This window comes from Thauera sp. K11 (assembly GCF_002354895.1).
Lineage (GTDB): Bacteria > Pseudomonadota > Gammaproteobacteria > Burkholderiales > Rhodocyclaceae > Thauera > Thauera sinica.
The window spans coordinates 1,846,559-1,858,153 of sequence record NZ_CP023439.1 but is presented as its reverse complement, the minus strand read 5'-3'; the positions used below and the strand labels follow the sequence as shown (position 1 = coordinate 1,858,153).

The window sequence follows — 11,595 nt, the reverse complement described above, 5'->3', positions numbered from 1 at the left end:
CGCCGCGTCGCGGGCCGGCCCAGGGCCGCAGCAGGAGGGGGTATGGTCCGCATCATCGACCGGCGTTTCGACAGCAAGCACAAGAGCACCGTCAACCGCCAGCGCTTCATGCGCCGCTTCAAGCAGCAGATCCGCAAGGCGGTGTCGGAGGCGATCCATGGCCGTTCGATCCGCGACCTCGACAATGGCGAAGAGGTGTCGATCCCTGCGCGCGACCTGTCCGAGCCCATCCTGCATCAGGGCCGCGGCGGCATCTGGGAGCAGGTCTTCAGCGGCAACGACCAGTTCTCCGCCGGCGATCTGATCAACCGCCCGCTGGGTGGAGGCGGCAGCGGAGGCGGCGGCAAGGGCAAGGCCGGCAACGAAGGCGAGCACGAAGACGCCTTCGTGTTCCAGCTCTCGCGCGAGGAGTTCCTCGAACTCTTTTTCGAAGACCTGGAGCTGCCGCACCTGATCCGCACCCAACTGGCGCGCGTCACCGACTACAAGACGCAACGCGCCGGCTTCACCTCGGACGGGGTGCCGGCCAACATCAACATCGTGCGCTCGATGCGCGGCGCGCTCGGCCGCCGCCTGGCGCTGGGTTCGCCGTACAACGCGCGGCTGCGCGAGCTGCAGCGCGAACTCGACGACGCGATCGCGATGTTCGGCGAAGACAGCGACGAGGTGCGCGAACTGCGCGACGAAATCGGCAAGGTGCGCGCGAAGATCGACAACATCCCCTTCATCGACAGCTTCGACCTGCGCTACAACAACCGCATCAAGGTGCCGCAGCCGACCACCCAGGCGGTGATGTTCTGCGTGATGGACGTCTCCGGCTCGATGGACGAAGAGCGCAAGTCCACCGCCAAGCGCTTCTTCATGCTGCTGCACCTCTTTCTGACGCGCACCTACGAGCACATCGACGTCGTCTTCATCCGCCATCACACGGTGGCGAAGGAGACTGACGAGGACGAGTTCTTCCACTCGCGCGAATCGGGCGGTACGGTGGTTTCCAGCGCGCTGGTGCTGATGCGCGACATCATCCGCGAGCGCTACGCCAACGGCCAGTGGAACATCTACGGCGCCCAGGCTTCCGACGGCGACAACTGGGACAACGATTCGCCGATCTGCCGCAAGCTGCTCGACAGCGACATCCTGCCCTGGTGCCAGTACTTCGCCTACATCGAGATCACGTCGGGCGAGCCGCAGAACCTGTGGCGCGAATACGAGAAGCTGTGCGGTACGCATGACAATTTCGCCATGCAGCACATCGAGTCGCCGGCCGACATCTACCCGGTGTTCAGGGAACTCTTCAAGAAGACGATCGCATGAGACGCGTCACTTCCGCCCGCAGACCGAAGCCGCTGCCAAGCGGCTCGGAGTGGTCGTTCGAGAGCATCGACCGCTATCACACCGAGATCGCCCGCGTAGCCAGGGACTACGGCCTGGACACCTACCCGGTGCAGATCGAGGTCATCACTGCCGAGCAGATGATGGACGCCTACGCCTCGGTCGGCATGCCGGTCAACTACCACCACTGGTCCTTCGGCAAGCACTTCCTTGCCACCGAGAAAGGCTACAGGCGCGGGCAGATGGGGCTGGCCTACGAGATCGTCATCAATTCCAATCCCTGCATCGCCTACCTGATGGAGGAGAACACGCTGGCCATGCAGGGGCTGGTGATCGCCCATGCCGCCTACGGCCACAACAGCTTCTTCAAGGGCAACTACCTGTTCCGCACCTGGACCAACGCCGACGCCATCATCGACTACCTCGTGTTCGCGCGGAACTACATCAGCCAGTGCGAGGAGCGCTATGGCGAGGAAGAAGTCGAGATGCTGCTCGACTCCTGCCACGCCCTGATGAACCTGGGCGTCGACCGCTACAAGCGGCCGCCGAAGCTGTCGCTCACGAAAGAGAAACTTCGCCAGCAGGAACGCGAGGAATACCTGCAGACGCAGGTCAACGACCTGTGGCGGACCCTCCCCACCCATGAGGCGCGTCCCGAGGCCCGCCCGGAACGCCAGCGCTTTCCGGCCGAGCCGGAGGAAAACCTGCTCTACTTCATCGAGAAGAACGCCCCGCTGCTCGAGCCCTGGCAGCGCGAGGTCGTGCGCATCGTGCGCAAGATCGCGCAGTACTTCTTCCCCCAGCGCCAGACCCAGGTCATGAACGAAGGCTGGGCCACCTTCTGGCATTACACCTTGCTCAACACCCTGTACGACGAAGGACTGCTGGCCGACAGCTTCATGCTCGAGTTCCTGCAGTCGCACACCAACGTCGTCGCCCAGCCCCCCTACAACAGCCGCTGGTACAGCGGCATCAACCCCTACGCGCTGGGCTTTGCCATGTGGCGCGACATCCGCCGCATCTGCGAGGACCCCGACGACGAGGACCGCCGCTGGTTCCCCGAGATCGCCGGCTCCGACTGGCGCGAGACCTTCGATTTCGCCATGCGCAACTTCAAGGACGAGAGCTTCATCGCCCAGTACCTGTCGCCCAGGGTCATGCGCGATTTCCGCTTCTTCGCCGTGCTCGACGACGACCGCGAAGACAAGCTCAAGGTGTCGGCCATCCACGACGACCCGGGCTTCCAGCGCGTGCGCCAGATCCTCTCCGAGCAGTACAACCTGGGCAACCGCGAGCCCAACATCCAGGTCTGGAACGTCGACCTGCGCGGCGACCGCTCGCTCACCCTGCGCCACCAGCAGCACCAGCGCCGCCCCCTGGGCGACACCACCGAAGAGGTCATGAAGCACATCGCCCGGCTGTGGGGATTCACCGTGCGCCTCGAGACCGTCGACGAGACCGGCCGCCGCGAACTGGTGCATGAGACACGGGTCGAAAAGCGGCGCAACTCGCTGGAAAACTGAGGGCGGATGACGGCCGGCCGCCGATCCGGCCGTAAAATCGGGTCTTCGTCGCCGGAGACCGCCCATGTTTTCGCCCGCCCAGCCCATCTACCCCGTTGCCGGCATCCGGGAGATCGAGCACCAACTCATCCCCTCCGCCAAGCCGCCGCTCATGGAACGTGCGGGACGCGCGGCGGCCGAGGATGCGGTGCGGCTGATCATGGACCGTCCGGGGCCCATCCTGTTTGCCTGCGGCCCCGGCAACAACGGCGGCGACGGCTTCGTCATGGCACGTCAGTTGCATCAGGCCGGGCGCGAGGTCATCGTCGCATTCGCCGACGATCCCGCCGCCCTGCCCAGCGATGCGGGCAAGGCCCACGCCGACTTTCTGCACGCCGGCGGCACGATCGCCTCCGACCTGCCGTCGGCCCCCTCGCAAGGATGGGCGCTGGTCGTCGACGCCCTCTTCGGCATCGGCCTGAAAAGGAAGATCGACGGGCGCTTCGCCGACTGGATCGCCACGCTGAATGCGCAGCCCGCCCCGCGCATGGCGCTGGACGTGCCCAGCGGACTGGATGCGGACACCGGCCGCCCGCTGGGGCCCTGTTTCCGGGCCACCCATACCACGACCTTCATCGCGCTCAAGCCGGGCCTCCTGACCAACGACGGCCCGGACTACTGCGGCGAGATATCGGTGCAGCGGCTCGACATCGACTGCCCCGCCTGCCTTGTGCCGATGGGCCACGCGATCACGCCGGCGCTGTTCGAAACCTGCCTCGTCCCGCGCCCCCGCAATACCCACAAGGGCCGCCACGGCGACGTGGGCATCCTCGGCGGGGATGCCGGCATGGCCGGCGCGGCGCTGCTCGCCGGCCGCGCGGCGCTCTGGCTCGGAGCCGGCCGCGTCTATGTCGGCCTGCTGGACCCGAAGGCACCGGCGGTCGACCATGCCTACCCCGAACTGATGCTGCGCAACGCACCGGCGCTGCCGCGCCAGCTCACCGTGCTCGCGCTGGGGCCCGGCCTGGGCCAGCGTGCCGAAGCGCAGGCCGAGCTGGTGAGCGCGATCGCCGGCGACCACGCGCTGGTGCTCGATGCCGACGCACTGAATCTGCTTGCCGCCGATCCAGCCCTGCACGGCGCGGTGGCGGCACGCCGATCGCCGACCGTTCTGACGCCGCACCCGGCGGAGGCGGCTCGCCTGCTGGGCTGCAGCAGTCCGGAAGTGCAGGGGGACCGCCTGAGCGCCGCGCTGGCGCTCGCTTCCCGCTTCCGCGCCTGCACCGTGCTCAAGGGCTGCGGGAGCCTGATCGCGACGCCGGACGGCCACTGGTACATCAACGGCACCGGCCACCCCGGCATGGCGAGTGCCGGCATGGGCGACGTGCTGACCGGCCTCGTCGCCAGCCTGCTCGCCCAGGGCTGGGCCGCCGAACCGGCGCTGATCGCCGCCGTCCACCTCCATGGCGCGGCCGCGGACATGCTGGCGCGCGAAGGCGTCGGCCCGATCGGCCTCACCGCCGGCGAGTTGATCGGCGCGGCGCGGCGCCTGTTCAACGGCTGGCTGGCCCAGGCGCGGCACACCCCCTAGCGGGGATGGCCGCCGGCACGTCGGCCGTGCCGGGACCGCGGTGCTAGAATCGCGCCCACTTCAACCACAGCGACTCCCGCCATGATCTCCGATCAGCTTCGCGTCGAAATCCAGCGCAACGTGGCCACCTCCCTGGCGGAAGACGTCGGCACCGGGGATCTGACGGCCTTGCTGATCCCTGCCGGCACCGATGCCCGCGGCCGGGTGATCACCCGCGAGGAGGCGGTGATCTGCGGCACCGCCTGGTTCGACGCCACCTTCGCCGCGCTCAGCCCGAGCGCAATGGTGGTGTGGCATGTGCAGGACGGCGACCTCGCCAAGCCCAACCAGGTGCTGTGCGACATCGTCGCCGGGGCGCGCACGCTGCTCACCGCCGAACGCACCGCGTTGAATTTCCTGCAGTTGCTGTCGGGCACGGCGACCGTCACCCGCCGCTTCGTCGACGCCGTCGCGGGCACGCGCGCGAAGATCGTCGACACCCGCAAGACGCTGCCCGGCCTGCGCCTGGCGCAGAAGTACGCGGTCACCGTGGGGGGCGGCACCAATCACCGGGTCGGGCTGTACGACGGCATCCTGATCAAGGAAAACCACATCATCGCCGCCGGCGGCATTCGCCAGGTCGTCAACGAGGCGCGCACCTTCGCGCCATCCGGCGTCTTCATCGAGGTCGAGGTCGAAAGCCTCGACCAGCTTCGGGAAGCGCTCGATGCCGGCGTCAGGATGATCCTGCTCGACAACATGGATCCGGACCAGATGCGCGAAGCCGTGCGCATCGCCGACGGCCGCGCCGAGCTCGAAGCCTCGGGCGGCGTCAGCCTGGAAAAGGTCCGTTCGATCGCCGAGACGGGGGTGGACCGCATCTCGATCGGCAGCCTCACCAAGGACGTGAAGGCGCTCGACCTGTCCCTGCGCCACGTCGAGGACTGAGCGCCGCACGCGCGGCAGCTTCTCTCAGTCGCGCTCGAGGCGCAGGATGCCCAGAGCCTTCAGCACGTACTTCTCATACACCGGCTCGGTCGAGCCGGCCTTCATCTTGTGCAGGAAGTATTTCTCGAAGGCGATCTTCGCCACGTGAACCCACTTGCCCTTCCTGAACCAGTTAACGTTGCGCGGCGGAATCTGCGGCAGGGCCACGAAGGCGGCGCCGGTGTCGCCCATGTCGGCCAGGCAGATCGCGTTCCACGTCGCCTTGGCGCTGGCCTGGCGGCCTTCGATGTCCGCCGTGATGTTCTCGACGATGGCGCTGACCATGGTCTCGATCATGTAGCCGGTCTTGGGCGCGCCGGTCGCCACCGGCGTGGTTTCCACCGGCGGAATCGCCACGCAGACGCCGGCCGAATAGATGTTGCGGTACTTCTTGCTGCGCTGGTGCTCGTCGATAAGCACGAAACCGCGCGGATTGCACAGCCCGTCCACCGCCGCCACCGCATCCACGCCCCTGAAGGCGGGCAGCATCATCGCGAAGCGGAACGGCACTTCATGCTCGCGCACGGCATTGCCCAGCGCATCGAGTTCGGTCGTGACCAGCTTGCCGGCTTCGACGCGCGAGGTGCGCGCATTGGTGATCCACTTGACGTCGCGATTCCTCAGTTCGCTCTCGAGCATGGACTTGGAATCACCGACGCCGCCAAGCCCGAGGTGGCCGATGTACGGCTCGCTCGTCACGAAGGTGATCGGCACCTTGTGGCGGAGCCTGCGCTTGCGCAGGTCGGCGTCGAGGATGAAGGCGAACTCGTAGGCGGGCCCGAAGCAGCTCGCGCCGGGCATGGCGCCGACCACGACCGGACCGGGGTCGGCCAGGAACGCCTCGTACGCCGCACGCGCCTTCTCGGCATGATCGACCGTGCAGATCGACTGGGTGTAGCCGCCCTCGGGCCCCGCCCCGGGTACCTCGTCGAACGCGAGCCGGGGGCCGGTCGTCAGCACCAGGTAGTCGTAATCGAGCCCGCGCCCATCGGCGAGCTGCAGGCGATTCTGCTCGGGCTCCAGCGTGGTGGCGCGCTGGGCGATGAAGTCGATGCCCTTCTTCTCGAGATGGGGCCGCACCGGGACGATGATGTCCTCCCGCTTGCGCCAGCCCACCGCCACCCAGGGGTTGGACGGCACGAACTGGAAGTAGTCGGTCGGATTGACCACCGTGATGCGATGGGCGGCGCCCAGCCTCGCGCGCAGTTCGTACGCCGCAGGCATGCCGCCGATGCCCGCGCCGACCACAACGATGTGTGCCATCTCCATCTCCTCCGTGATTGTCGTTTTACTGTGTCGGGAAAGCGTTCGCCCGGCCCGCCATCCAGGCGGGGGACGAAAATCACTTTATAACCGTTTTCTTATATTTTCAACAAAACCACGGCCGGCCCCCGTTGCGAGAGGCGGGCCCTGCCCGGGCGCGCCGTTCGCGCCCTATTCGATCTCGATCGTGATGGACGGATTCTTTCCGCCGCGCCGCCGCCGCTCGGCGCGGATCAGGTCTGCGATGTCGGTGTTGGCGTTCTGCAGCGCCCAATTGTCCGCGGTGAGCCCGGCATCGTTGACCATGTCCAGATCGACGTCGGGCCGCTTCAGCAGGCGCCGCACCACGTCGATGTGGCCATTGCGCGCCGCCAGCATCAGCGCGGTCGACTTGTTGGGTGCCGCCGCATTGGCCTCGGCGCCGGCGGCCAGCAGCTTGTCCAGCAGGACCAGGCGTCCCTCGAACGCCGCATAGTGCAGCGGCGTCCAGCCGTCCTGGTTGATCGGGGCGCCGGCCTTCATGAGGACGTCGGCAACCTGCTCATGCCCTGCGAGCACCGCGAGCATCAGCGCCGAATCCCCGGCCAGGTTGCGCGTGCCGACGCTGGCGCGGTATTTCAGCAAGGCTTCGACGGTGGCGAGCTGGCCTTCCCGGGCGGCGAGGATCAGCAGCGTGTTCCCCTGGGCGTCCACCGTGTCCGGGTCTATGCCCTTGCCGAGCAGACCGACCAGTTGCGACGTATCGCCCAGCCGTGCGGAACTGAGCGCATCCTCGTAGCTGCCCGCGCCGGCCGGCCCCGCGCCGAGCAGGACGAAGGCCGACGCGGCGGCGAGCAGGGAACGGAGGGCAAGGCGGAAAGAACGGTCAGGGCTGGGCATGGCGGAAGAGTCGGAAGAAGTTGTCGGTCGTGGCGCGCTCGATGCGCTCCAGCGGTTCATCGCGCAGCCGGGCGATCTCCTCGGCGACATGCACGACCCAGCCGGGCTGGTTGGTCTTGCCGCGGTGCGGCACCGGGGCGAGATAGGGCGAGTCGGTCTCGATCAGCAGGCGGTCGAGCGGCACCCGCCTGGCCACCTCTTTCAGATCTTTCGCGTTGCGGAAGGTGACGATGCCCGAAAACGAGATGTAGAACCCCAGTTCCAGCGCCGCCTCGGCAACCTCCCAGCTCTCGGTGAAGCAGTGCATCACGCCGCCCGCCTCCGCCGCGCCTTCCTCGCGCATCAGCCGCAGCGTATCGGCGGCGGCACTGCGGGTATGGACGACCAGCGGCTTGCCGCAGGCGCGCGCCGCGCGGATGTGCGTGCGAAAGCGCGCGCGCTGCCATTCGGGCTCGTCCTTGTTCCAGTAGTAGTCCAGCCCGGTCTCGCCGATGCCCACCACCCGCGGATGATCCGCCAGCCGGACGAGTTCGGCCACGTCGGGATCGCGGCAGTCGGCGTTGTCCGGATGCACGCCGACCGTCGCCCACAGGTTGGAATGGCGCTCGGCCAGGTCGAGCACGCGGGGAAAATCCTCCAGCCTGACGCTGATGCACAGGGCCTGGCCGACGCCGTTGGCCGCCATCGTGGCGAGGACTTCGTCTTCCCGCGCGGCGAGATCGGGAAAATCGAGATGACAGTGCGAATCGATGAACATCGGTGGTTTTCAGAGGGTATGGGTGGGCCGGTTCGTGCCCAGGTGGCCGGCGAGGACCTGTTCGATCCGGCCGCGCAGCACCTTGCCTGAGTCGTCCGACGAGAAATGCACGCCGATCCCCTGCGTCTTGCCGCCCTGCGTGCCCACCGGCGTGATCCAGACCACCGTGCCCGCGATCGGATGCTTGGTCGGATCGTCCATCAACTGCAGCAGCATGAACACCTCGTCGCCCAGGTTGTAGGTCTTCGGGGTGGGCACGAAGATGCCGCCGTTGGCCAGGAACGGCATGTAGGCCGCATAGAGCGCGGATTTCGAGTTGATGTTCAGGGACAGCACCGTGGGCCGCGCCACGTGGGCCCTGGGTTTGTCGCTCACTGGATTCCCCTCCTGTCGCTGCGCGAAGAATGGCCGGCCCCGTACGGCCGGCCCGTTCCACTGGCACGGAGCGGTGCGCCGCGAACCCCCTGCTCCACCCGGCCCGTGGAAGAAAAAAAGCTCCTCTCGGACGCCCGGGCCGGGGTGCTCATTCGCGTGCTCCGGCTGTCGCCCTGGCGTAGCGCAGCAGCATGTCCTCCAGGAAGAGGCGAAGATTCAGCGGATGCTGGGCCACGCGGCCGATCTGGGCGAACTCATTGTAGCAGTTGCTCACCGCGGCCACGCCGACGCGGCCGGCCAGTGCCGACAGCAGGCCCTCCTGGGCCGGAAAGAAGCGGACCCTGCCGCCCAGGCGCAGCGCCGCGAGGTCGCAGACCCAGCGCCGCATCCAGTCCACGAGCTGCGGCAGGCCGAAGCCCGCCGCGGCCGATTCCTTCGCCTTCAGCCACGCCTCCCACTGCCCGGCCAGCCGCAGCGCATTGGCGGTCTGCAACTGGCCGACGTCGCGGACGAAACGCTCGAGCAGCGCGGCGCCTCCCGCCGCAGCCAGGCGCTCGGCCGCCAGCGGCATGCCGCCGCACACCGCGAGCAGCGAAGCGCTTTCGTCGCCGGCATGGACGCGCCAGTGCGCCAGCGCCGCCGCCTCCGGCCGGGCGAACATCCACTGCTGGCAGCGGCTGCGTATGGTCGGCAGCAAGTGGCGCGGCGCCGAAGACACGAGCAGGAAGACGCAGCCCGCGGGCGGCTCTTCGAGCAGCTTCAGCAGCGCGTTGGCGGTGAAGACGTTCATCGCCTCCGCCGGGTCGATCACCACCACCCGCCGCGCACTGTGGTGCCCGGTGACGCTGAGCGCCGACTGCAGGTCGCGGATCTGCTCGATGACGATCTGGCTCGACTTGGCCTTGGTGGCCGGCTCGCGCGCGCCCTCGCCCTCCGCGCTCTCGCCGTCGTCCGCATCGGCCGCGGGGATCACCAGATGCAGGTCGGGGTGGTTGCCTGACATGCGCCACTGGCAGGCGTCGCAATGCCCGCAGGCCCGTCCGCCGGCGGCCGGTGCATCGCACAGCAGCCGTGCGGCCAGTTCCTCGGCCAGTGCGCGCTTGCCCAGCCCGGCCGGCCCGACGAAAAGCAGCGCATGCGGCAGCCGCTCGCCGAGATCGACGAGGCGCATCCAGGTCTGCTGCAGCCAGGGCGCGATCATGCGAAGAAGCGCTCCGCGAGCAGATGTTCGATCTCGGCGCGGATGAGTTCGGGCGCGCGGTCGGCGTCGATCACACGGATGCGCTGCGGCGCGCCGCGCGCACGCTCGAGGTAGGCATGCCGCACGCGCTCGAAGAAATCGCGCTGCTCGCGTTCGAAGCGGTCGGGGTCCGCGCCGCTGGCGGCCATGCGCGCTGCCGCGACGCCGGGCGGCAGATCGAACACCAGCGTGAGGTCGGGCTGGAAGCCGGGATGCACCCAGGCTTCCAGGGCGGCGAACTTGTCGCGCGAAAGGCCCCGCCCGCCGACCTGGTAGGCATAGGTGGCATCGGAAAAACGGTCGCAGACCACCCAGCGTCCGGCCTCTAGTGCAGGCAGGATGCGGCCGGCCAGATGCTCGCGCCGCGCGGCGAACATCAGCATCGCCTCGGTCTCGATGTGCATGGGCTCGTGCAGCAGCAACTCGCGCAGACGTTCGCCCAGCGGCGTGCCGCCCGGCTCGCGCGACGGGGCGACCTCGATGCCGCGCGCGCGCAAAGTGGCGACGGCGGCAGCGATCTGGCTGCTCTTGCCGGCGCCGTCGATGCCCTCGAAAGTGATGAAGCGGCCGCGCGCCGCAGGGCCCGTGTGGGTCAATTCGTTCTCCCGTTGCGTATGTAGCGCTCCACCGCGCGGTTGTGGTCGGCGAGGCTGCGCGAGAATTCGCTGCTGCCGTCGCCGCGCGCGACGAAATACAGGAAGTCGCTCGACTGCGGCCTGACCGCCGCGCGCAGGGCGTCCGGCCCCGGCATTGCGATCGGCGTCCGCGGCAGGCCGGAGCGGGTGTAGGTGTTCCAGGGATGATCGGTGTCGAGATCCTTGCGCCGCAGCTTGCCGTCGAACTCCGGACCGAGGCCGTAGATCACCGTGGGATCGGTCTGCAGCGGCATGCCGATGCGCAGCCGGTTCGCGAACACCGACGCGACCAGCCCCCTGTCCTCGGGCCGGCCGGTCTCCTTTTCGACGATGGAGGCGAGGATCAGGGCCTCGTACGGATTCATCAGCGGCAGCGCCGGGTCGCGTTCCGCCCAGGCCAGCTCCAGCCGCTGCTGCATCGCCTCGTAGGCGCGCTTGAGCACGGCGAGCGCGCCGGAGCGCTTGTCGAAGAGATAGGTATCGGGAAAGAAGAGCCCTTCCGGATGGGGCTCCCTCGCACCGATGCGACCCAGTATCTCGGCGTCGGACAGGCCGGCGGTGTCGGGCACGAGTTCGGGCGCCGTCTCCAGCGCCTGCCGTACCTGGCGGAAGGTCCAGCCTTCGACCAGCAGCACCGAAGCCTGGGAGACGTCGCCGTCGGAGAGCTTCAGGATCAGTTGCCAGGGCGTCACTCCGGCATGCACCTCGTAGCTGCCCGCCTTGATCCGGTTGGCGCGGCCGGTGAGCTGCGCCAGCCAGGTCAGCATGCGCGGATTCACGCCCACGCCCGCGCCGGCGATGTGATTGGCCGCCTGCCTCATGCCCAGGCCGCGCTGCACGGTGAAGTCGACGACCGGCGCACGCAGTTCCACGGGCTGATGGGCGTACCAGAGCGCCGCGCTGGCCAGTGCGACGAAAAGTGCGGCCAGCAGGAACAGGTAGGACGTGGCGCGGCGGAAAAGGCGTTTCATGCGGAATCGTCTGCAGGACCGGAGCGCAGTCCGCCGCGGCAGCGGCCGAAGCGCGTCGCGGCGAAGACTGTCGCCTTGCGGCGG

The 11,595-nt window shown here is 68.3% G+C and carries 11 protein-coding genes; 4 read left to right on the top strand and 7 right to left on the bottom strand.

The genetic code is table 11. The features are described from left to right. The first annotated feature begins 42 nt into the window (after positions 1–42). From CCZ27_RS08120 to nadC, 4 genes are all read left to right on the top strand, one after another. Complete coding sequence (locus tag CCZ27_RS08120; RefSeq protein WP_096447179.1) at positions 43–1,314, top strand: YeaH/YhbH family protein; 1,272 nt, start codon at positions 43–45, stop codon at positions 1,312–1,314. After that, positions 1,311–2,855 carry a SpoVR family protein gene (locus CCZ27_RS08115; protein WP_096447177.1) on the top strand — a complete coding sequence of 515 codons (1,545 nt, stop codon included), beginning with the start codon at positions 1,311–1,313 and terminating at the stop codon, positions 2,853–2,855. The genes CCZ27_RS08120 and CCZ27_RS08115 overlap by 4 nt, the downstream gene beginning before the upstream one ends. Positions 2,856–2,919: 64 nt before the next feature. After that, complete coding sequence (locus tag CCZ27_RS08110) at positions 2,920–4,425, top strand: NAD(P)H-hydrate dehydratase (protein ID WP_096447175.1); 1,506 nt, start codon at positions 2,920–2,922, stop codon at positions 4,423–4,425. A gap of 81 nt (positions 4,426–4,506) precedes the next feature. After that, entirely contained in the window at positions 4,507–5,352 is an 846-nt protein-coding gene (gene nadC, locus CCZ27_RS08105; protein WP_096447173.1) for a carboxylating nicotinate-nucleotide diphosphorylase, read from the top strand. A gap of 24 nt (positions 5,353–5,376) precedes the next feature. On the opposite strand, the gene CCZ27_RS08100 is transcribed toward nadC, so the two are convergent. From CCZ27_RS08100 to mltG, 7 genes are all read right to left on the bottom strand, one after another. Then, entirely contained in the window at positions 5,377–6,654 is a 1,278-nt protein-coding gene (locus tag CCZ27_RS08100; protein WP_096452337.1) for an NAD(P)/FAD-dependent oxidoreductase, read from the bottom strand. 171 nt (positions 6,655–6,825) lie between these two features. Then, a complete protein-coding gene (locus CCZ27_RS08095; protein WP_096447171.1) occupies positions 6,826–7,533 on the bottom strand; it encodes an ankyrin repeat domain-containing protein in 708 nt (235 codons plus the stop codon). Further along, entirely contained in the window at positions 7,520–8,290 is a 771-nt protein-coding gene (locus tag CCZ27_RS08090) for a TatD family hydrolase (RefSeq protein ID WP_096447169.1), read from the bottom strand. Before CCZ27_RS08090 ends, CCZ27_RS08095 begins: the two co-directional genes overlap by 14 nt. Positions 8,291–8,299: 9 nt before the next feature. Further along, entirely contained in the window at positions 8,300–8,665 is a 366-nt protein-coding gene (locus CCZ27_RS08085; protein ID WP_096447167.1) for a PilZ domain-containing protein, read from the bottom strand. 148 nt (positions 8,666–8,813) lie between these two features. Continuing rightward, positions 8,814–9,866, bottom strand: coding sequence for a DNA polymerase III subunit delta' (gene holB, locus CCZ27_RS08080; RefSeq protein WP_096447165.1), 1,053 nt, complete (start codon positions 9,864–9,866; stop codon positions 8,814–8,816). Then, positions 9,863–10,501, bottom strand: coding sequence for a dTMP kinase (gene tmk, locus CCZ27_RS08075; protein ID WP_096447163.1), 639 nt, complete (start codon positions 10,499–10,501; stop codon positions 9,863–9,865). Before tmk ends, holB begins: the two co-directional genes overlap by 4 nt. Further along, positions 10,498–11,511, bottom strand: coding sequence for an endolytic transglycosylase MltG (gene mltG / locus CCZ27_RS08070; protein ID WP_096447161.1), 1,014 nt, complete (start codon positions 11,509–11,511; stop codon positions 10,498–10,500). Before mltG ends, tmk begins: the two co-directional genes overlap by 4 nt. Positions 11,512–11,595 lie beyond the last annotated feature (84 nt).